Here is a 22,366-nt window from a genome sequence, read left to right as displayed (position 1 = left end):
AAAGGAAGACCGGAAATGAAGATTCTTATCTATTGCCAGCATGTACTGGGAGTGGGCCATTTTTTCAGGACCCTGGAGCTGGCCCGGGCCATGGAAGGATTCCAGGTGATCCTGGTGACCGGAGGGGGACAGGTGGATGTTCCCCTGCCAAACCATATCCGCCAAGTCAGGCTGGAGGGACTGATGATGGACAGGAACTTTTCCGGCCTCCATTGTGTGAATCCGGCCAAAGACCTGGAAGAGGTCAAGCAGGAACGGAAAGGGCAACTCCTGGGGCTTATGAAAAAAGAAGACCCGGATCTTCTGCTCATAGAACTCTTTCCCTTTGGCAGAAGGGCTTTCCGGTTTGAACTGATTCCCATGCTCGAATACGTGAAGAGTCTTCCGGAGGGCAGATGCAAGGTGGTCTGCAGCCTGAGGGATATATTGGTTGAAAAATCCGATCCCCAAAAGTATGAGACCCGGGTCATTGAGGCCCTGAACCTATGGTTTGATGCAGTGCTGATCCATTCAGACCCCAGGTTGATCAAGCTGGATGCCACATTCTCCCGGCTGGATCAAATCCGGGTTCCCCTGGTATATACCGGATTTGTCACCCCCCTGCCCGATCCCGATACAACCCGTCGCCTCTGGCAGGCGGCAGGGCTGAAGCCCGGGGAACGATTCATCGTGGCCAGTGCCGGCGGAGGAAATGTCGGAGCCGGACTCCTGAGGGCTGCGGCCCGGGCCGTTAAAACCAAGGCCCTTGGAGATATCCGCCTGCAGATCTATACCGGCCCCTATATGGAATTGGAAGAGAAAAAGGCCCTCCATGATCTGGCAGATGACCGGATCCAAGTTCAAGAGTTTGCAAAAGACTTCGTGTCCCTGCTGGCCGCAGCCGACCTTTCCATCAGCCTGGCCGGATACAATACCTGTATGAATATTGTTGCGGCAAAGGTACCCTCCCTTGTCCGGCCCTTTGCCCAGAACCGGGAACAGCGGGAACGGGCCATGAACCTGGCCCGTTTCACCCCCATGACCCTGCTGGAAGACCAGGACCTTGAACCGCTGCGGCTGTCCCGAATAATTATGGAAGCCTTAGACCCACAGGAGAAAAGAAAAAGCCTTCCGGATCTGGACATCTCCGGCGCCCGGAACACGGCGGACTGGTTGAAAAAACAGATAAAAAAGGGGACGACTCCATGATTTCGAAAATCTATACCGCCATTGAAACAAAGATTCCCGGTCCACTGGATCAGGCCCTGGCAGATGTCCTGGACCGGGGAACAGATGCCCCTGTGAAGGTGTTTTTCCGGGCCGACGACATCGGGGTTTCATCCAGAAATTTTACCCGGATGATGGACCTGTTCCTGAAGTACCGCATGCCCCTCTGCCTTGCCGTGGTTCCATCCTGGCTGACCCGGCAGCGGTGGGAAGTCCTTGAATCCTACGTTGAACAGAAAAATTTATTCTGCTGGCACATGCATGGATATGCCCACAAGAACCATGAAACCCAGGGGAAAAAACAGGAATTCGGCCCGGCCCGATCCTCAGAGAATCTGTTCAGGGACCTGTCAAGGGGACAGGCCAGATTGGAGTCCATCATGGGCGATCATCTTGCCCCGTTTTTTACCCCGCCCTGGAACCGCTGCTGCCTTGAGGCCATGAATCACTTAAAAACCCTGAAATTCAAAGCCGTATCCAGAAGCATGGGCAATCTTCCCCCGGCCCCGGAAGGGCTTGGGGAAATTTCCGTCCACGTGGATCTCCATACCCGAAAGGACAAGGATGCCCTTTCCGGCTGGACCGCTCTTTTAAAGGAGATGGAAACCGGGCTGGCCACGGGCTGCTGCGGGATCATGATCCATCACATGAGGATGAACGATCCGGCGTTTCTCTTTCTGGAACACCTGCTGAATCTAATTTCACGCCACAGGAAAATCCAGGCCGTGACTTTCCAGAATCTGTTTTAACCCTGGTTTAACCCGTTGAAAAATGATATTCTTTATCAGATCTTTTTTCAGAAAACTCCGTTCCTTGCAGGCAGAGAGATAAAGCCATGAGAGTTTTACTACACTACGTTTTTGCCGCTTCCATCCTCAGTTTTTACGGCGGAGAAGTCTGACCCATTATGGACGGAATGCCGCCCGGGACGCTGGCGGCTATCACCTTTTTTTCCCTTGGAACGTTTTTTGTCCTCAGGGGCCTTTTTTTTAAGGGCCGGGTTGAAAAAAAACCGTTGATCCATCAGCCCAGATACCAGTTTCTTATCGATTACGGACTGATTCTCGGGGCCGGCCTTTTAAGTATTCTGCTCAATACCACGATCCACAAGGTCCCCCTGGGAAGCGGCCTTTTGTTTTTGGTGGGCTTTGTAACCGCCGGATTTTTCATTGCCATTGATATGTCCCTTCAACGGGAAAGAAAAGTCATTTTTACGGCCATGACCCAGTCCCCGACCCAGAAGATACCCAACCGGTTCTATCCCATGACCCGTAAATTTTTCATTGTGGCCCTTACCACCAATGTTCTGATGATGATCATCATCATGCTCATCATCGGACGGGACCTGATCTGGTTGTCGGAGATGGATCTCTCCCAGATGAACCTCATGATTTCCATGACCACAAAAACCATTTTCAAGGAAATTTTATTTGTCATCACCGTTCTTCTGATCCTGGTCACCAATGTTCTGTACTCCTATTCAAGGAACCTGAAAATACTGTTCCGGACCGAAACCGGAGTTCTGGAGTCTGTGACCAGCGGAGACCTGTCCAAACTGGTTCCCGTGGCCACCAGCGATGAATTCGGCATGATTGCCGGATATACCAATAAGATGATCCACGGCCTCAGGGACCGGATCCGGATCCTGACCCATTTAAGGGTGGCCAAAGAGGTCCAGGAAAACCTGCTGCCCAATGAACCGCCTCTATTCAAGGATCTGGATATTTCCGGCATTAGCCTCTATTGTGAGGAGGTGGGCGGAGATTATTTTGATTATTTCCGGTTCTCGGAGACCCGGCTCGGGATCGCACTGACAGACTCTTCCGGCCACGGAGTGGGCGCCGGGCTTCACATGACCACGATCCGGGCCTTTCTGCGTTACGGGGTTGAAAATTACCCGGGGCCGGCAAAGCTGATTCATACCGCCAATAAGCATTTAACCCGGGACAGCTATGAAACAGGACGGTTTACAACAGTTTTCTTTGCTGATATCGACATGGATAAAAAAAGTCTGAAATGGGTCCGGGCCGGCCATGAACCGGCCCTGGTTTTCAGGCCGGAAACCCAGGAAATAGAAAAACTCATGGGCAACGGCATGGCCCTGGGAGTGGATGCCGACACCCCCATTGAAGAAAACGAACTCCGGGGTTGGGAACCCGGAACCATCCTGGTAATCGTCTCAGACGGGGTAAAAGAATCCAGAAACGCCCGGGGGGAAATGTACGGCGAGGCCCGGATCATTCAAACCATTAAACGATATGCCTCTGAAACGGCAAAGGTCGTGGAAACAAAACTGATTGAAGATGTAAAAGAATTTAGTGGAAATGCCCCCATCGCAGATGATATCACCGTTGTAATTGTAAAATTTCTTTAAGGTGATCAAAAAAATGACAGGCAAACCTGATCCCCCCCCCATTGTCAAACGCAGGCTGTCTTCATGGATCCTTGACGGCAACATGAAGCTTCAGGCGATTCTGGTTTTCATTATTCTGATCACCGTCGGAATCCGGGTGGTTCCCCTGGAAATGCAGAAGCGCATCGTCAATGAGGCCATCAACCTGCGCAAGCTGGACCTGCTGGTCATCTATTGCGGGATCTATCTCGGAGCGGTCTTTTCGGCCTCCATGCTGAAGCTGGCCATCAATATCATCCAGACCCGGATCAGCGAAAAGGCAACGGCGGAGATGCGCAAGCAGCTCTACCGCCATATCCTGAATATGCCCCTTGGATTTTTCAGATCCACCCAGCCCGGCACCGTGGTCAACTCCCTGGTCAATGAACTGGCCATCCCCGGCAATTTCGTGGGCATGGCCGTGGCCGTGCCCCTGATCAACATCGTCACCCTGATCGCCTTTGCCGGGTATCTGATCCTCCTCAACCCGATTCTGGGGGTGGTCTCCTTCTCCATTTATCCTGCCATGCTCTATATCATTCCCAAACTCCAGCAAAAAGTGAACATAAACAACAAAAAAAGGGTGAACACCTCCCGGATCCTCTCCTCCAAGATCGTTGAATCCGTGTCCGGAATTCACGAAGTCCAGGCCAACGTGGCCTTTGATGTTGAAAACAACAAGTTCAATGCCATTGTGGAAAAACTTAAAAAAATCCGGATTACATGGAACATTTACAAGTTTACCATCAAGGTGACCAGCAATTTTTTCATCAACATGGGCCCGTTTCTTGTGTTTATCATCGGCGGATATCTTGCCATTAACGGCCGGCTGGGGCTGGGAGCCCTGGTGGCCTTTCTGTCGGCCCAGGAAAAGCTGTACGACCCCTGGAAAGAGCTGATCGACTTTTACCAGGTTTTCCAGGACGGGTCCATCACCTATGCCAAAACCATGAACTACTTTGACCTGGCCTCCCCGTATCGACTTCTGCCGGAAAAAAGGGATCCATATGATTTGGATGCAGCCATCCATGTGGAGAACCTGAGCCTGGAAACCGAGGAAGGGGTCAGGCTTCTGGACGATATCAGTCTGGATATCGAGCCGGGGGAACAGGTGGCACTGGTGGGATTTTCCGGATCCGGCAAAAGCTCCCTGGCCCTTTGCCTGGCCCAGCTCTACCAGTATACATCCGGGCATGCCTCCATCGGAGGTAAGGAAATCGCCCATCTGACCAAGGCAGATATTAAAAAAACCATCGGCCTTGTCTCCCAGAACCCCTTCATATTTGACGGCACGATCAAGGAGAACCTGATGTACTCCTATACGGCCTTTCATGGAGAGGAGTGTGTGTTTGAGGGGGATTGCGGGCCCAGGCTGGATGACCTGGTCCATGTCCTTCAGCAGTCCGGACTATTTGTGGATGTTCTCCGGTTCGGCCTCAACACCGTGATCCAGGAAGAGATAGAAAAAGAGATTCCTGTCATCATCAAGATGCGGGAACAATTCCAGAAGGAGTTCGGGGAGTCCCTTGGGGAATGGATTGAGTTCTTCGATGAAAACCAGTTCCTGACCCATGCCACCATTGCAGACAACATCATCTTCGGCTCCCCGGTCTCGGCAGCCTATGTCAATCCCAATCTGGTAAAAAACAAATCCTTTCTCAAATTTTTGGATGATGCCGACCTGACCAGGCCCCTGCTCTCCCTGGGAAAAGAGATCGCCGACCAGACCGTGGATATTTTACAGAACATCTCCCATGATCATCTCTTTTTTGAAAAGACCCCGGTTCTGATCCAGGAGTTCCAGGAAACAGAGGCCCTAGTCCGGGACATTAAAAACAAAAACCTTCACCAGATATCAGGCAGACAGTCCATTTCCCTGCTGGACCTGGCCCTGAGGTTTTCTCCGGCCAGACATCCCATTGCCGTCATTCCCGAACTCATGACCCGCCTCATCCTTGAAGGCCGGCATATGTTCCGGGAACGGATCAAAACCGAAGATCCCCATGCAATCGCCTTTTTCCGGAATGATCAATATATCCGTTCCCAGACCATCTTCAACAACATCATGTTCGGTATTTCCAAGACAAACAGTCCCGGGGCATTGGAAAAAATCAACCAGCACATGGTGGCTCTTTTAATCGGAGAGGATTTTCTCGAACGGATGATTGAAATCGGAATGGACTTCAGGGTCGGGACCAAGGGCAACCGGCTTTCCGGAGGTCAGCGTCAGAAACTGGCCATTGCAAGGACCTTTTTAAAATCGCCGCCTGTCATGATTCTGGATGAGGCCACTTCAGCCCTGGACAACACCTCCCAAAAAAGAATTCAAAACGTACTTTCCCGTCAATGGAAGGGAAAAAGCACCCTGATTGCCGTGGTGCACCGGCTGGATATCGTAAAAGAATATGACAAGGTTGCCTTTCTCAAGGCGGGGAAAATCGTGGAAATGGGCTCCTATCAGGAACTGATGGACCAAAAGGGGTATTTTTATGAACTCGTTAATGAACAACGATGATGCCAGGGATAAAAGCGAATTTATCTCAAACTTAGATATTTTCAGGCAGATCGAATTTTTTTCCGGTGCGCCAATGGAAGTGATAAAGCTGTTTGCCTTTGTCTGCCAGCGCCAGTCCTATGAGACCGGTGAAACCATTTTCCATCAGGATGAAGACGATGGAGCCGCCTATTTTATCCTGTCGGGAAGGGCCGGCCTCATGCTTAAAAAAGCCGGGAAAGAGTATAAGATCCGGGAGGTTGAACAAGAGTCTTTTCTGGGGATTCTCTCTTTGATGACCCCGGTGGTGAAAACCTTTTCCCTGGTCGCCCTGGAAGACGTCACCTGTATTGTCATGACCCGCAAGGCATTCTCCAGGGTCGTGGACCAGTTTCCGGATATCCCCGTAAAAGTGATCCGCGTACTGGCCAAAAAACTGGTTCAGGCTGAAAAAAAATCCATCCAGGAATTTGCCGCATCCAAACGGGATGATCTAAAGCCGTTCCTGGGAATCAGCCTGGTATGACCGGCTTCAGCCGGGGCAAAATTGACAAACCGTCCAAGGAAGATTACTCTAAATGACATGGGAAAGGTAAATGTATCCATAAGGGTAAGAAACCGCCTGGAAGATCTTTGTAAAATCAAGGATGCCGTGGCTGAGGTGGTTTCTTCAGCCTCCTGCACCAAACGCAAATTCAAGGAAATCGACCTGGTCCTTGAAGAGCTGTTTGCCAATGTGGTTCATCACGGGTTTATGGATGATAAGGAGCATGAAATCAATCTGGCCCTGTACCGGGAGGATGACATGCTGATCATCCGGATGGAAGATGACGGCCGGCCTTTCAACATCATGGAGGCCGAATCCGCTGATATCCGGTGTCCCATTGAAAACAGACGTATCGGGGGCCTGGGCATTCAATTTGTAAAGCATTTCACCGACCATTGTGAGTATCGCCGTGAGAACCATAAAAATATCGTCATATTGAAAAAACAGATCGTCGAAGATCCAAACCCGAAAACGTGTCTGATAGATAAGGAATGAATGTATGGAAGTCTTTCAGGAAAACAACAATGGGATAGAAGTATTCAGCGTAAAGGGAAGCCTGGATTCAAACACATCTGCAGAATTTGAAACCCGGATCTATGCGGCCCTTGAAAAGGGTCAGCGCAAACTGATTTTCAACCTGGAAAATATGGACTATATTTCCAGTGCCGGCATCCGGGTCATGCTCAAAACCGCCAAGGACCTGAAACGGATGGAGGGAAGCGTGATTCTCTGCTCTCTTCAGGATTATGTCAAGGAGGTCTTTGACATTGCCGGGTTTGACGGATATCTGAACATTGAACAGAATATGGAAGCGGCCCTGGTCAAGCTCTAAAGACTCAGGCCTCCCTGATGACGATCAAACCCTTTTCCCCCAGAGATTTCATGAACAGGGTCACGGAAATTTCCGCCTCCCTGGGATTCACCTGATGGTGCTGGGCAAACTCCTTGACAATCGTCCTGATATTCTTTTTCCCGTCAATGAGATCCCAGACATCCTTTCCCAGAAGATCCAGCTGGATCTTTCTTAAAAAACTCTTTTGAGCCGACTTTCGAAGAAATCTTCGAACCCTGAGGAAGAAGGGTCTGTACTCCTGGGGCCAGGACAGGACAAGGTCTCCGGATTCAAGAATCTTTTCCCTGACCAGGCTGTTTTTTTCAGGAACGCATAGCAGGGAATCCTGCCGGGTCAACGAACTTTTTCCTTTAAAGATCACCCAGAAACGACTCCCGGATCAGGCCGTGTTCAAACTGCTGGAAAGACTGAGCCAGGATGCCGAAAATCCGGTTGTCCTTCCGATCCCGGCAGATCCTGAAAACAGTGGGCCGCGAATATCGGTTAAAGATGGGCAGACGGCCCGCACCTGTAAAGGGTTCTTCTGTAAAGGCCCATTCAAGAAAGGAACCCCGCCGGCACTCTCCGGTCAAGGCAAGTCCCTTTAACCTGGGAAGTCTTTGCCTGGCAAATCCGTTTAAATCGATTTTGGATAAAAGAAAAGAGGCCGGCCCCCAGCTGAAAACCGTCAAACTGGTCTTTTGGCTGGAGAATGTCATGGAAAAACTGCCCGGCTGGAAACGATAGTCCGTCAAAGCATAGGCAGAAGGAATAGAAAAATCCATTCCAAAGATTGTCCACCGGCTCAGTTCCCCCCCTGGGTGGTCTGAATAGGACTGCAATATCCGGTCTGCCAGGGAATTGGATGAAAAAGAGATCCCGGAAAAAAACCGGACCAGGGAGAGTTTCTTGCATTGGTTGCAAAAAAGGACAACTCCCTTGCCCTCGGCCCCGCCGCCCTGCCATGAAAAAAAGAAAAATTCAAACCGGCCCTGGGGGTGAGAAAAAAGAGGAGGGAAGGCCTCTTCTTTGATCTGAATGTCAAGCTGCTTCTGGGTCCGGGCTGTAAAGTCCTTTAGATACGTCTCAAGGGTAAACCGCCTGGGCGAAACCGTCCATTTGATTTCAAGTTTCGGGGATTCTTCTTCTCCGATTAGCATATAGGTTTGATCCAGGCGTTCCACTTCCCATGATCCAGGAATCATCAAAGAGATCCCGTTCCATGCCAAAAGCTTATCCAAAGATCCGGAGGATGACATATGGGGCTCCCGTTCAATAGGGGATAAAATGCTTCCACATCTGTTCCTTGGACAACTTCGGCTGGGAGAATTGAACAGGTGATTCCGGTTCGGGATGTGTCTTCTGGTAGCAGATCTTCTCATTATCCAGCTGGCTGGTCAGGGTCATTTTTACAACGGTTCCCTTTTTCTCATCCTCTATCATCTTATTATGTTGGAGGATGAGGCTGATCCGTTCTTTCTGGGGATTTGTAAACGACCATTTCCAGGCCACCAGGGTCTGGAAAGGATCTCCCTTATATTCTCCCGGGGCACCGAAACGGTCCGTGTACCGGTCCAAAAGGAGGCTAAAAAAATTTTTGGAAGAATCAATAAACTTTAATTTTATCCGCAGGATTTTATTGGGTCTGTGGCAGAGTCCATAGGTGATGAGGCCGGATTTAAATCCCTGGAGAGGCATGATTTCTCCCTCGGCAAGATAAGGGGTCCGGGCCATCTCCCGGCAGGTCGTCATCTGCACAAGGCCCTGATATTTGGAGATATCCTCCCCCAGGACAAATCCCCCCAGATGAACCGGAAACTCGGCCCAAACCGGTATGGTCCAGAGCAAAAGAATTCCGAAAACCAAAATGATTATCTTTTTTCCCATGGCGCACCTTTGGATAATGGTTTGGTTATTCTTATTCTACCACAGGTCTTTTTTTTTAAAAAGCCGTACTTCCAAGGGACTTTAAAATCAGGGTCACCCCCATGGCAAACATTCCGGTCAGGCCCATACCGCAGGAGAAACCGGCCAGGAGCACCGGGGCGTACTGGCGCCACTGCTTCCCGTACCGCTTGAGAAAAAAGAACCGGCCCAGCAGGGCTCCGATCACCTCCAGAATCATGCCGTGGGGGGTGCTCTGACCCAAGCCACGGACAATTCCGTAGACCAGGAGTATGGGAAGGCCCAGCAAAGAGAGTATCCCATAGGTGACCAGGCCGAACCCCATGCCCGAGAAGAGACTGGTTCCGTTCAGGGCCTGGTAGAAAAGGGAGTTGCCTTCCAGGGTGGAAGACTGCATCAACAGGGTATTCAGGGCCTGGAGATGCCAGAGTTCCTGGGCATAGGGATAATTGAACGAGGGAATGGGGGCCAGGCGCCAGATGAACTGGGAAAACAAAAGGCTGGCGATCATAACCACGGGAAAGACGATAAATTCCGCCTTGATAATTCCCCTCAGACTTGTCCCGGTCAGTTCGATCTGGCGGAAATTCACCGTGGCCTCCCCGTAGTTGTGGATGGGAATGGGCGCATACCAGATTTCAATTCCCTGGTATCCGAAATACTTGGCACCGGCAATAAAACTGGCCTCCCTGACCAGGGGCAGGCTGACAAACTGGCCGGCGATTCCCTCCATTCTCGCCGTGATATAGGAGATCACCGGGGTATAGACAAACCCGTAAAACAAAAAGAAAATCCAGGGAAAGGTCGGAACCAGGATGGTGCACAGGATCACATAGGCCAGGGTGGAAAAGAAATAGATGGCAATGGCGATCCTGAAGTCAAAATCCCCCCGCCCCGGAGGTGGATTGAACAGGTCCTTAAGACTGCCCCGGGGCTGTTGTCCGGAAGACCAGAAGGATCTGACCACCTGCCAGAGTCCGATGATGCCGATGGAAAGGCCCAGGCCGATACCGAAACTCATGTAAAAGTCAAAGTTGTTGGCAAACACGGTTTCCACGGTTCCCATGCCCGGGTGCCAGGAGGTCAGAACTCCGGAGCGAAAGAGAACCGGGTTGATGACAATGGTAATGATCAGGCCGATGAGCCCGCCGATTACGGCCCAGAACGGCAGGACCATACCCAGAAAAATCAACCCGAGATCCAGCTGAATCCCCGTTGCCACCGCCGGAAGAATTCCTTCGGTGTGCCGGGTCAGCTCCACCCAGGGAATGGGAATCAGACGGATGGGTTCCGTGAAAATCAACCCGGACACCGCCGGAAGCAGGATATAGAGACCGCCGAATCCCAGTCCGATGACCCCTCCGATGGAAAAGACCCTCCACTTCCAGGATTGTTTTCTTTCCTCCTTTGACTCGGCCAGGGCAATGGTTCCCAGGGCCCCCACCGGAGCCATGGGAAAGGGCAGCTTTTCAACATCCGAGGTGATCCGGTACAGGGCATATCCCAGACCGAACTGGTCAACCCGCTGGATGATCTGGGCCCCGATGAGCAGCAGGATGGGGATCATCCAGTCCGGGTGGAAAAAAGTTCTTTCCAGAAGAGAGGCCGATTCCGGCTGGGGGGCGATCCAGGAGGGGATGAATTCGGTCAGCCCCAGCATCTTTGCCGCATCGGACTGGACCAGGTATTGATTCCACAAAAGGCCCTGGAAGGGAGAGGCCATGGCTGCACCGGCCATGTAATAGAGCAGAAAGATCTCCTGCTGTTTTAAATCCGAATAGGCCCGCTTGGCAATTTCGGCAAAGAGGATAATGGTTACCCACCGGGCAGCCGGCCCGATGCCGGTGCCGATGACCAGCTGCAGGTACATGGACCCGGGCATCATGAGAAAGCCGATAAAGATCGCTCCCACAATGGTTTTCCAGTTAAACCCCTCTTCAAAATGATCCGGGGTTTTGAGCAGGTCCCGATATTCTTTTAGCTCTTTGTCATCGTACATGATGTATCATCTCTAGTTTGGCAGGACCTGGTAACCGGTCTCGGTGAACATTCCGATCATGGCCCAGGTCCCTCCCATGAGAAAATCTCCCATGATCAATCCCACAAAAAACAGCCGCATTCTCCTGAAAAATGAAATTCCACCGTACCGCATGCACAGGGTGTTGAACAACCACCCCAGAAAAAAACTGACCCAGAGGATCCTCATGGCCGAACTATAGACCATGAGATATCCGATGGGATGAAGGGGCCACCAGTAAAACCGATGGTAGCAGATGACCAGCACGGCCATGACCAGGGCCCCGGCAACGGTGAATATCCTAATGGAATTCCCCTGTTCAACCCCGTGTTCGATCAAGGGAAAGATGTTGTTATACATGGAAACCGTGGTTCGCGTGGCCCAGTCCAGTTGAAGCTCCCGGATCCCGTATTTATAGCAGAGCAGGATCATGGCCATTGCCGACACCATGAGGCAGATCCCCATGACCAGGAAAATGGAGCAGGCCACAGCCCCCTGGCCCCTGACCCGTCGGGTGATCCGCAGGAGGTGCAGGATGGAAGGGGCCACAGACTCCCTTAGATCCACAAACATCACCTTTTGGCTGACCCCGGCCAGAACCATGCCCAGACCGGAAAAGATCCTGAGCCCGAAAATCGTATTTATGGCATCCAGGGGGGCGACATTCAGGGTAAAATAGGTGACCCCGCCCTGGCATACCACCCGGGTGGCCACCATGGTGAAAAGAATAAAAAAGAAAATGAGCAGAACACTCTGGGCCAGGCCCACCCCATGGAATAAAAACCAGACGGTCAGGGCCGTAAACCCAAATGCGGTTCCCCAGAAGGCGATCTTGTCTCCCACCTGCTCCGGGTGGGGGTTTTGGGGATTAAAATCAAAGGCATTTTTTACCATCTCCTTGAAATGGAACCGGGCCAGCCAGGCCAGAAAAAGGGCAAACACGATAAAGGCCCCGATCATCTGGGTTTCTTCGGGCAGGGCCAGGGTAGGGCCAAAAGTGGTTCCCAGTTCCGATGCCGGAAAGCTCAAGCCGGCAATGGATAAGATCCCCGTAAGAAATGCACCCAGGATAAAAAAGAACCAGAAAGAGAAGGACACCTGCTTGGAAGCCAGAAAGGCAAACCCGATAAAGGCCGGATAAAAGTAAAGCTTAAGCTTGACGAATCCGGCAAAGATCCCCTGTCTAGGAAAATAAGGCCCGGCCAGGACAAGGGTATTGATCTGGGGAAAAGAGGGAAAATAAAAGTGAAGCCCGTTCAGCAGGTGGAGGCAGACCGGCAGGCTCATTCCCAGAATCAGATACGGGTTTGTAAAAAAACCGGAGACACTTTGATTGTCCACCGCCTTTTGAATCATCCTGGGAAGGATAAGCAGGGGAAAGTTCATCCGTTCGTTTTCCATGGCCTGGCGGGAAACCATATGAATCAGGCAGAGAATCAGAAAATAGGCAATACAGATAAAAAATCCCCAGGAAAGAAAGGGAAGGATCCAGGCATGCCAGGGCACTTTTGCCGCCAGTTCCAGCCAGCCCATATCCCGTCCGCCGGTTATGCCGTTGTACAGCAGCTCGATGGCCGCCGGACTCCGGGGGAATAGATCCCGGGGAAGCAGGGGTTCAAAGACCTGTGCCCATTGATTTTCCACGCTTGAAAAATAAAAGGGGGCGGTCAGATTGATGAAAAAGGTTCGTGCAAAGCCGGTATAGGCGATTCCTGAAACCAAAACCATCAATCCCCAGGTAAAGATCAGCTCTGTTCCGGTCAAAAGTTTTTCAGCCTTGAAAAACTTTCCGGACAGGGCCGTGATCAGGGTCAGCCAGAAAAGGACATAAAAAGGGGCCAGGGGGAAATAGCCTCCGCCCAGGGGGGTGGCGTTTCGGTATGCGTTGTTAAAGGGGGTAAGGGCACAGATGAGCACGGCCAGGACAAATCCCAGCAAAAAGGCCCTGGGCCGGATGATCGTGCCCCTTTTTCTCTTCTCAGCCAATGGAAGACTCCTGTTCTAGAATATACTCATCCACCCGGACCCCACATTTATCCTTCTCCCCTGTTTCCATGCTCCGCCAGATTAAAAGCTGTTTGCGAACCAGATTGACAAAGCGCTTGTTGATCCGCCACCAGGTATTTTTCTCCCCTGATTTGCGAAAAATGGCCATCTCAAGTTCCTGATATCCCCTGAACCGGGTTGAGGAAATCGCCCGGATGTCAACCTCCTGCATCACCCCCAGGTCAAAGGGCGCCAGCCAGGCCGTAAAACCGATTCTCATCACTGGATTTTCTTGGATGTCATTGAAATTCCCGGCTCCGGCCTCAGCCGTCTCCATCTCCAGGCGGCCCACGGAAAAAAGTCCGTGGGAAACGGCCCGGTGCTCATCAAAGAGTTGATACAGATATCCGCACACGCTTTTTTCTTCCCCTTTTTTGATTAAAAAGGGCAGGCCGATATCCAGGGTATCCCCTTTGGCCTTTTCCAGTTCCCATGATTTTTCAACATCCGGGATGGCAATGGAGGCTGCCACCCTTGAAGGGTAAACCGATGACAGCACCACCACCAGCATGACCATGGCCATGGCAAAGACACCTCCCAGGGAAGAGTAATTGACGGTCAGCCCGGAAAGCAGGGCTGTCCCGGCAAAGACCTTGACCGTGACCTGGGCCAGAAGGTAGCCGAGAACCACGCTTAACACGGCATATGACAGGGCTTCGGCAATAAAGATAATGGACACGTGGGAAGGGGCCATGCCGATGGAGGTATATATCCCAATCTCCCGTTTTCGCTCCTGGACGCTCCCGATCATGGTGTTGAGTACGATGAAGATTGATATTAAGACGGGAACCAGCACATTGGGCAGACCGCTGTAATTCAGGCCGTCGCTGGCATTGTACACAAAAACCCCGTTTTCCTCTCCGGAAAAAAGCCACAACCCGAACCGGTCCAGCATCCTGAAGGCGAACCGGTCTTTGATCTCTTCTTTTTCTGGTTTCATGGCCACGCTTTTCAGATGTCCGCCAAGGGAGATCAAGGTTTCATAGGGGATGATAAGGGTCTGGTCAAATGGTATATGCTTGTACCGGCTTTGAAAGGTTTTGATCTCATCTCCGGATTCCATGGCCTCCATTTCCGCCTCGGTGACCTCCTGGAAAACCTCGTCGGGAAAAATTGCCGGAGAAAGAGGTTCGCCGTCAAGGTCTTTGAACCGGTCAAAGGTTTTTCCCCGGAAGGTCCCGATCACCTTAAAGGGGATGGACCACAACCGGATAAAGCGATCCCCGGCCCTGGGATCCGGCAGGCCGAGGCGCCGGGCCATCTGCTCCGGAACAAGGACGCTGTACCGGTCCCGGCCGGTGAACCAGCGGCCGGACGATATAAAGCCGGGCAGGCCGCTGACCCCTGCTTCCCGGGGCGACAATCCGATCATCCCCTGGGCTTCCAGACCGGTCTCCCGGTAAAAGACAGGGACCTTGACGGACTGGGTTCTTGCGTCTGACTCCATCCATCCCCTGGGGGCAGCCGTCATGGCGGCGGGTTCCTGGGCCATGGTGTTTTGGATCACCTTAAATGCCCTGGGCGGCAGGCTCCCCCAGTTCACCTGCTTGACCAGCATCCCTTTATAGGGGACCTTTTCATTGTAAAGCAGCTTGGAATGCTGGCGGATATTCTTTACCGAGGTAAAACTCATGATGGTAAAGGTCAGAATAATCAGGGTGGTACAGGTCAGAGCCGTTCTGACCCGCCGGCGGCGGAGGTTGTTGATTCCCATGAAAAAGGAGGCAAAAAAAGCCTTGAACAGGCTGATTTCCCCCTCATTTCCCCTTCTGCCCTGGTTCTGGAACCCTTTCATCTCGTTTTCAAAATGACGGAAGATGATCCAGGTGACGATGGAGGAGAGTCCGATGATGAAAAAAGCCAGGATAATTACGATGGGACTGTAGGCCAGCTCAAAAGCCGGGTGGACCTGGTAGATCACCGCGATGAGCGCAATAAGAATCCCTATAAATCCGACAATCCTCTTATATATACTGATAAAGGCAAAGGCCAGGCGTTCCAGGCAGAAGGCAAAGGGAGCAAACAGAACGATATAGAACAGGACACCGTAAAGGACATCTTTCTGGATGCTTTCAACATGGTCGTAGACCCGCCCTGCCAGGGCCAGGGCATCACCGGATGCCTTGAAGAACCGGTCATACTCTTGGGAGGCAAGGGCCTGTTCCGCATCATCAAGGGCCTGGTTGCCGGCGGCCTGAAGATCCCGGATCTTCTGATTGTTGATTCCCTTTTCCTCAAGGTTGTTGATTCTCGGATTGACCAGGGACCACATGTCCGTTGCCGCAAGAAACTGGGTCGGGGCAATGATAGGGGTTTCATCGACCCTGTACCCTGTACCGGCCGGATGACCCTCCCGGGCATGGGTCAGGATGATCTTCTGGGTCAGCAGGGTATCGGAAAGGGCCAGTTTCAGCCGGGTTCCCGGCTGAAGATAGATGGAGTTGATCAGGGAGGACCGGGTATCGATCCGGCTGTACCAGTGACGGACCGGCAGGGCATCTGTCCGGGCATCCAGAATCCGGATCTTTGTCAGATACCGGAAGGTTCTGGGCTCCAGCAGATTCAGGACGGTTGTCTGGCTGCAATGAAACATGATCAGGTCGGTCTCCATCTTCTCCTTGCTGACCTTGACCCGGTACCGGTCTATTGTGGTTTTCTTTTTATCCACCGCAGCGACGGTCTCCCCTGAAACCGGATCAAATTTATATCCGTCCAGGATCACCTTGTGAAGGGTCAGTTTTTTCGTGGCAATGCCCTTGATATGAAAAAATCCCGATTCATCCACCATCTGGGTGTAAAGGGCCGGTCCCTGGAATGCCAGGACCATGCTGCCCGGGGAGGGGGCATCGGCAAACACGGCCCCGTGTCTTAAAAAATTGGCCCGGCCCCTTAGCTCGGCAAATCCGTTCTTGGGGGTTCTTGAGCCGCCCAGGTCCGGCACCCGGGACAGGGTATGGATCAGAGACGATATGAACCGGCTCTGGCCGGCCGCCCTTTGAATATCGACTTTTTCAGGGCTGTCCCAGGGTGTATTCCAGAACAGACGGACATCGTTGATGCTGACCAGGGAGATTCCCAGAAAGCCGGCCAGGCGGCTGACTTCACCCCCCAGGGCAGGCGTGTCCTTGAAATGGCTTTTCCAGGAACGGTGCAGGGAGGGCCTCAAGGTGTCTTGGAATATGTTTTCCATGCCCAGGGCAAGGGAGGCTTCCTTGCCGGCCATGTTCAGGGCATCGTCCAGTTTCACATAGGGGGGAAAGGGATTGATCGCATTTTTTATATCGTACAGCCATCCGCTGTTGAATGCCCCGATCCCGCTTCCATGGCTGGACAGATGCAGAGAGACAATCGTTTGAATCTTTTTCTTTTTCGCCAGGGTTGTAAAGGCCAGGGCCTCTTCCAGATCAGCCCTGCGGACAAGGGCATTGTCCCGGAGCCTGTTCTGCCGTGCCACGGCCTCGGGAAGCAAGCCCTCTATGATTCCGGTTTCTTCAGGGGTCAGACCGGACAAATTGTTTCGGCTTTCAAGCCGCTTCAGGGTCATCCGCCGGGCGGCAATGGTCTTTATCTGCTTTTCATTTGGTTCTTTTTCCAGGCGCAGCTGCATGAGACGATCGCTCTGGGCGTCAATCTTTGCCCTGACAACATCGAGTATGCACTTTTGAACCTCCCGGCTTTCTTGGGGCTCCAATTGTTCTTTCCCGGTAAACCGGCGGATGAAATCAAGGATCTCTTCTTTTTGAGCAATGATTTTTCCGTATCGGGAAATTTGTTTTTCAAGATCTTCAGACTTGGTATTCAGACTCCAGATCATCTCGCGCATGCCGGCCAGGCCGTTGCCGTGACCGGCCGTGGCCACCAGAAGGACGGATCGTCCGGGCGGATTCTCTTTTAAAAACCCGGCAAGATCCAGGAGAGATGCAATGGAACAGGCCTGATCCGCCCCAGGGGATGTTCCCGGAACAAAAGCAGAGATATCATAGAACGCCTCCACAACGATCAGCTCGTCTTCCAGGGCTCTGTCCCTTCCCTTGACCAGGCAGAAAACGTTTCTGGCATGGGATTGAACCCATTTGACCTCTGAAATAATGGTGGCTGTAACTATTTCATCGGGCAGGACTTTCCCGGCGGTTCCCAAAAAAAATTCGCGGAAATTTTTTTTGGAAACAAGAAACCGGGGAAATTTGACCGGGGACAACTCCATCTTGTCCTGGAACAGAAACTTGTCAGGCACCCCTTCGTAAAGGTAGATCACGGCCCGGGCACCCAGGGCCAGGGCGTTCAGCCAATTCCCTCCGGAATCGAGATCCATGAGGACCAGGCTGCCCTTAATCTCCTTATGATTAAAGTCTTTCATCTCCCCCCTGCCCGCATAGACCAGACGGCCGGTCATTCCGGGTTTGGGAACAGTATCCGGTGAGATGACATTGGACAAAAAAAGGTCTATCTCAAAGATCTTCCCGTTGATGATCATCTGGGTTTGTTTTTTTCGGCGAACCGGATTTTGAAAAGAATGGAAACCGGTATGGGAAAAATCCAGGGCTCTAAAACGGGAATAGATAAATTCGGCGGACTGTTCCGCCCCCCGGGTGCCGGAGCTCCGGTCATGAACCCCGGCAAAGGTTTCAATCAGGTCCGAAAACCGGGTGTTCTGAAAAGATTCGGCCCGGCACCAGCCTGACAAGGGGAAGACGAGAATCAAGAGAAGACAAGACAGCATCCGGGAGATTTTTATTTTTAATGACATGGGTCTATCGCCATTTTTCATTGATCTGCCCCAGGGAGATGGAGAGTTCGTCCCGGCGCTCTATTTTTTCCACCCGGCCGTCACTGACCCAGATGACCCGGTCTGAAACATTGAGCATTTTTAAATCATGGGTGGCTGAAATAATGGTGACGCCCTTTTCCCGGCTGAGCATTTTCAGGAGTTTGATGATCTCTTCCCCGGTTGCCAGATCCAGATTTCCCGTGGGTTCGTCTGCCAGAATAATGGCCGGATCATTGGCCAGGGACCGGGCCACGGCAACCCTCTGCTGCTGTCCGCCGGACAGTTCAAAGGGCCTGTGCTGAAATCTTTTTTCCAAGCCCACCACTTCCAAAAGCGCCATGCCTTTTTCCCGGGCCTCTTCATCCGGGACACCGGCAAAGGTCATGGGCAGGGTGACGTTCTCCAGGGCCGTCATGACCTGGATAATATTAAAGGTCTGGAAGATATAGCCGATTTTCCGGCACCTCAGCCATGCCAGTTCATAGGCATCCAGCTGGGAAATATCGATTTCATCGATGAATACAGCCCCGTCCGTGGGCTTATCCAGACCTCCGATCATGTTAAACAGGGTGGTTTTTCCGGAACCGGACGGTCCCATGATGGAAACATATTCTCCGGTTTTTATTTCAAGATCAATGCCTTTTAATACATGGACAATGTTTTTCCCCAGGGAAAAATCCTTGATCACACCAGATACCCGGACGATATTGTTAGGTTCAGCCATATCCATACCCATTAACTCTTTTCGCCGCACTGATTTTTACAGAATCTATTCCACTCCTGCCGCCCCCGTTGATGCTTTTTTGATTTTTTGTATCAATCCTTTCCCCGCATGGCTTCCACCGGCTGCATTCCGGCGGCCAGGAGCGCCGGGTACAGGACCCCGAGAATGCTGAGGAAACAACCCAGCCCTACGGCTGAGGCCATTGTAATAAACATAAGTCCCATATCCAAATGTTCAAATATCGGGCTGCCGAATTTAAAAAAAGAAGAGGACAGGGCAATGGCGCTCCCCAGAACAACCCCGATCAGAGAGCCCACCAGTCCCTGCAAGGAGGCCTCTATGAGAAAGAGTCTCAAAACAAAGCGGTCCAGGGCCCCCAGGCATTTCATGGTTCCGATTTCCCTGAAACGGTCTGTCACGGCCATGAGCTGGGTGTTTACAATTCCGACAATGCAGACCAGAAGGGACAAAAACAAGATCCACCTCTCCTTGGGGGTCGTGGTATAGGGGGTGCCCGGTTCCGGTAAATCATATCCTTGCTGGGACAATTTTTGAAGGACGACCGTTTCCTGGGCGCTGACCACACCCGAAATCAGGATGGCGTTGGTCTGAATATAGGAATAAAAGGATATGGCCAGAATCAGACTCATGGTCGTAATAAAGGTCCTGAAAAACCGGATCCTTATGCTTTTAAGGGCAATTTCAAGGGACTTTACAAAGGGGAGTTTCACCTGTTTTTCCGGGACGGGTTTTTTTGATCTTATTAAACGCTGCATTGGTTTCCTATATCTCTTTTATCCGGTCCCCATGAATCCAAGACGAAGGGGCTTTCCAGAACAATTGGAAGAATATCGAGTGGTGGTTCTGGATCCTGCTTGAAAAACCATATCGGAAGATCCGGCGCTTCGGTTCATCCGGTCCCCTGATCTTTGATATGCCGGCTTGTTACAGACTGCAGTCCGGCTTTCAGTATATCAATAAAAGGCCGGAAGGTTCAATCCCTATTGATTTTTGGTCCCTGGCATGTCAGTATCCGTGACAAAAAAATGAATAGGAAACCGTGTTCGACGCCTGTTCACTGAGTGTTTGACAAAGAATAAAGATACCCTTATATTTACTGGCAATTATAACCTTAATTTAGGATGAATCCATGGCAGAAAATATTGTTGAGATCCAAGATGACGAATTTGAAGAAAAAATATTAAAATCCGATAAGCCTGTAATGGTTGATTTCTGGGCACCCTGGTGCGGTCCCTGTAAGGCCATTGCCCCGACCGTGGAAGCCCTTGAATCCACCTACGGCGACAAGATGACCTTTGCCAAGCTCAATGTGGATGAAAATCCGGTCAGCCCGAGCAAATACGGAGTTCAGGCCATTCCCACCCTGATTTTTTTTAAGGACGGGGAAATTGCCGAGCAGATCGTAGGCATGGTGGCCAAGGAAAAACTCGAGGAGACCATCCAGGGACTGGTGTAAGGAGCAATTGCCATGGCAGATTACGATCTCGTCATTATCGGCTCAGGGCCGGCCGGGTTAACGGCAGGCATCTATGCGGCCAGGGCCCGGATGAAGGTCCTGGTTCTGGAAAAAGCCGTTCCAGGCGGCCAGATCATCGTCACCGACTGGGTGGAGAACTATCCCGGATTTCCCGAAGGGATTTCGGGGTATGATCTGGCCGAAAAGATGAAGATCCAGGCCGAAAGCCTGGGATTGAAAATTGAAACCGCAGAAGTCCGTTCCCTGAACCTGTCTGAAGATTCCAAGGAGATCATCCTCAAGGGCAGAAGCATCACGGCCAAATCCGTGATCATCGCCTCGGGTGCCTCCCCCAAGAAGCTGGGCATTGGAGAAGACAAGTACATGGGCAAGGGGATTTCCTTCTGTGCCACATGTGATGCCCCGTTCTTCCGGGATAAGACCGTGGTGGCCGTGGGCGGAGGGGATACGGCGGTGCAGGAAGCCATCTTCCTGACCAAATTTGCCAAAAAGGTCTATCTGGTTCACCGCCGGGACGAACTTCGGGCCACCAAGATCCTCCAGGAAAGAGCCTTTGCCAACGATAAAATAGAAATGGTATGGGATACGATCGCCACAGGAGTTGAGGGCTTTTTCGGCATTGAAGGGGTAAGGGTGAAAAATGTCAAAACCCATGAGGAAAAAACCCTGAAGGCAGACGGCTGTTTCATCTGGGTCGGTATTGAGCCCAATGCAGACTTTATCAATGACCAGGTCAAAACCGATGCGTTTGGATTCGTCATGGCCGACGCCCATATGCAGACCAATGTACCCGGGGTCTATGCCGTGGGAGACGTAAGGGACACGCCTTTGCGACAGATCGCCACCGCCGTTGGTGATGCCGCCATTGCCGCTGTTTCTGCAGAACATTATATTGAGAACTTATAAATTATGAAAAAAGTATTGGCTGGCCTATTCCTGGCCCTGTTGATTTCCGGTTGCGGTTTTTTTGACGACGACGGGCCCCGTCAGATGGAAAAAAATGCCGAGCAGCTTGCCGCAGAAGGGGCATCTGAATTCATGAACGAAAATTACACGGCCGCCATCCGGTCCTATACGGATCTCAAGGACTGGTATCCCTTTTCCAAATACGCCATTCTGGCCGAGCTTAAAATCGCGGACGCCCATTTCCGCCTGGAAGAGTATGATGAAGCGGTCCTTGCCTATGAAGATTTTGAAAAACTTCACCCCAGAAACGAGGCCGTTCCCTACGTGATCCATCAGACCGGCCTGTGCTGGTTCAACCAGATCGGAACGGTTGACCGGGACCACGCCCCGGCAATGAACGCCATGGCCCAGTTCCGTCGTCTCATGGAGCAGTTTCCCCAAAGCGAATATGCCCAGGACGCCCCGGATAACATCGAAAAATGCATTAACAATATTGCAGGCCATGAACTCTATGTGGCTGATTTTTATCTAAAAACAAAAAAATATAAGGCCGCCTTAAAGCGATACCAGTACATTGTCGAATTTTACCCCCAGGCCCCCCAGAGCCAAAAAGCCCTGGAAAAAATTCCGGAATGCACCGAGCTTGTAAAGGAAGCGGAACTGGCCAAAGCAGAAGAAGAGAAAGAAGATTAATTTTTCCTTTACTTTTAAAGGATATGGGTGTACTTATTGCGGGTTATATTTTTGATGAAATAAAAGAGAGATTTCTCCGGGAGTATTGAAATGTCCAAAGAATGCGCAATTTGCGGAAAAAAGCCCCTGGTGGGCAATAATGTCAGCCATGCCCACAACCTGAATAAGAGAAGATTCAACCCCAATCTCCAGAGGGTTCGTGCCGTTGTCAAAGAGGGGTGTGTTCGAAAAATCGACGTGTGCACCAGCTGCATCAAAGCCGGCAAGGTCACCAAAGCCTCTTAAAAAGGGTACACGGCAGATACATATTTCCAGAAAGGACCTGTGAGCAACGTTTC

At 51.6% G+C, this 22,366-nt stretch carries 19 protein-coding genes; 11 read left to right on the top strand and 8 right to left on the bottom strand.

Annotation, left to right across the window (positions count from 1 at the left end):
• Window positions 1-15 precede the first annotated feature (15 nt).
• The 7 genes from F608_RS0112865 to F608_RS0112835 all read left to right on the top strand — a co-directional run bounded on the left by F608_RS0112865 (window position 16) and on the right by F608_RS0112835 (window position 7,471).
• Window positions 16-1,188 carry a glycosyltransferase family protein gene (locus tag F608_RS0112865; RefSeq protein WP_022666055.1) on the top strand — a complete coding sequence of 391 codons (1,173 nt, stop codon included), beginning with the start codon at window positions 16-18 and terminating at the stop codon, window positions 1,186-1,188.
• Window positions 1,185-1,955: a polysaccharide deacetylase family protein gene (locus F608_RS31770; protein ID WP_022666054.1), complete on the top strand. Its 771-nt coding sequence runs from the start codon at window positions 1,185-1,187 to the stop codon at window positions 1,953-1,955. The genes F608_RS0112865 and F608_RS31770 overlap by 4 nt, the downstream gene beginning before the upstream one ends.
• Window positions 1,956-2,113: 158 nt before the next feature.
• Complete coding sequence (locus F608_RS34770; protein WP_022666053.1) at window positions 2,114-3,580, top strand: PP2C family protein-serine/threonine phosphatase; 1,467 nt, start codon at window positions 2,114-2,116, stop codon at window positions 3,578-3,580.
• Window positions 3,581-3,593: 13 nt separating this feature from the next.
• Complete coding sequence (locus tag F608_RS0112850; protein WP_022666052.1) at window positions 3,594-6,113, top strand: ABC transporter ATP-binding protein/permease; 2,520 nt, start codon at window positions 3,594-3,596, stop codon at window positions 6,111-6,113.
• On the top strand, window positions 6,088-6,618 hold the full coding sequence (locus F608_RS0112845; protein WP_084681122.1) for a Crp/Fnr family transcriptional regulator: 531 nt from the start codon (window positions 6,088-6,090) through the stop codon (window positions 6,616-6,618). Before F608_RS0112850 ends, F608_RS0112845 begins: the two co-directional genes overlap by 26 nt.
• A 57-nt stretch (window positions 6,619-6,675) precedes the next feature.
• Window positions 6,676-7,134 (top strand): ATP-binding protein, encoded by a 459-nt coding sequence (locus F608_RS34765; protein WP_022666050.1) that lies wholly within the window; start codon window positions 6,676-6,678, stop codon window positions 7,132-7,134.
• A 4-nt stretch (window positions 7,135-7,138) separates the two neighbouring features.
• Window positions 7,139-7,471, top strand: coding sequence for an STAS domain-containing protein (locus tag F608_RS0112835; RefSeq protein ID WP_022666049.1), 333 nt, complete (start codon window positions 7,139-7,141; stop codon window positions 7,469-7,471).
• A gap of 4 nt (window positions 7,472-7,475) precedes the next feature.
• Here F608_RS0112835 and F608_RS0112830 read toward each other — a convergent pair whose 3' ends face one another.
• The 8 genes from F608_RS0112830 to F608_RS0112795 form a co-directional block, all read right to left on the bottom strand.
• On the bottom strand, window positions 7,476-7,829 hold the full coding sequence (locus F608_RS0112830; RefSeq protein WP_022666048.1) for a PqqD family protein: 354 nt from the start codon (window positions 7,827-7,829) through the stop codon (window positions 7,476-7,478).
• 13 nt (window positions 7,830-7,842) lie between these two features.
• Entirely contained in the window at window positions 7,843-8,676 is an 834-nt protein-coding gene (locus F608_RS0112825; protein WP_153307501.1) for a hypothetical protein, read from the bottom strand.
• Window positions 8,677-8,743: 67 nt separating this feature from the next.
• Window positions 8,744-9,358: a hypothetical protein gene (locus F608_RS34760; protein ID WP_022666046.1), complete on the bottom strand. Its 615-nt coding sequence runs from the start codon at window positions 9,356-9,358 to the stop codon at window positions 8,744-8,746.
• Window positions 9,359-9,413: 55 nt separating this feature from the next.
• Window positions 9,414-11,375: a hypothetical protein gene (locus F608_RS0112815; protein ID WP_022666045.1), complete on the bottom strand. Its 1,962-nt coding sequence runs from the start codon at window positions 11,373-11,375 to the stop codon at window positions 9,414-9,416.
• A gap of 12 nt (window positions 11,376-11,387) precedes the next feature.
• The gene (locus F608_RS0112810; protein ID WP_022666044.1) at window positions 11,388-13,379 is read right to left on the bottom strand and encodes a DUF6785 family protein; all 1,992 of its coding nucleotides are present in this window, start codon (window positions 13,377-13,379) and stop codon (window positions 11,388-11,390) included.
• Window positions 13,372-18,186, bottom strand: coding sequence for an FtsX-like permease family protein (locus F608_RS31750; RefSeq protein ID WP_051148570.1), 4,815 nt, complete (start codon window positions 18,184-18,186; stop codon window positions 13,372-13,374). Before F608_RS31750 ends, F608_RS0112810 begins: the two co-directional genes overlap by 8 nt.
• Window positions 18,187-18,190: 4 nt before the next feature.
• Complete coding sequence (locus F608_RS0112800) at window positions 18,191-18,931, bottom strand: ABC transporter ATP-binding protein (protein WP_027362709.1); 741 nt, start codon at window positions 18,929-18,931, stop codon at window positions 18,191-18,193.
• 92 nt (window positions 18,932-19,023) lie between these two features.
• Entirely contained in the window at window positions 19,024-19,707 is a 684-nt protein-coding gene (locus F608_RS0112795; RefSeq protein WP_022666041.1) for an ABC transporter permease, read from the bottom strand.
• Between the two features lie 374 nt (window positions 19,708-20,081).
• Between F608_RS0112795 and trxA the strand changes: the two genes are divergently transcribed.
• The 4 genes from trxA (at window position 20,082) to rpmB (ending at window position 22,313) form a co-directional block, all read left to right on the top strand.
• Window positions 20,082-20,408 carry a thioredoxin gene (gene trxA / locus F608_RS0112790; RefSeq protein ID WP_022666040.1) on the top strand — a complete coding sequence of 109 codons (327 nt, stop codon included), beginning with the start codon at window positions 20,082-20,084 and terminating at the stop codon, window positions 20,406-20,408.
• 12 nt (window positions 20,409-20,420) lie between these two features.
• Window positions 20,421-21,335, top strand: a complete 915-nt coding sequence (gene trxB / locus F608_RS0112785) for a thioredoxin-disulfide reductase (RefSeq protein ID WP_022666039.1) — start codon at window positions 20,421-20,423, stop codon at window positions 21,333-21,335.
• Window positions 21,336-21,350: 15 nt separating this feature from the next.
• On the top strand, window positions 21,351-22,028 hold the full coding sequence (locus F608_RS31745) for an outer membrane protein assembly factor BamD (RefSeq protein ID WP_244154289.1): 678 nt from the start codon (window positions 21,351-21,353) through the stop codon (window positions 22,026-22,028).
• A 90-nt stretch (window positions 22,029-22,118) separates the two neighbouring features.
• Entirely contained in the window at window positions 22,119-22,313 is a 195-nt protein-coding gene (rpmB, locus tag F608_RS0112775; protein ID WP_022666037.1) for a 50S ribosomal protein L28, read from the top strand.
• Window positions 22,314-22,366 lie beyond the last annotated feature (53 nt).

It is taken from the genome of Desulfospira joergensenii DSM 10085 (assembly GCF_000420085.1).
Lineage (GTDB): Bacteria > Desulfobacterota > Desulfobacteria > Desulfobacterales > Desulfobacteraceae > Desulfospira > Desulfospira joergensenii.
This window is presented reverse-complemented; position numbering and strand designations above follow the sequence as displayed.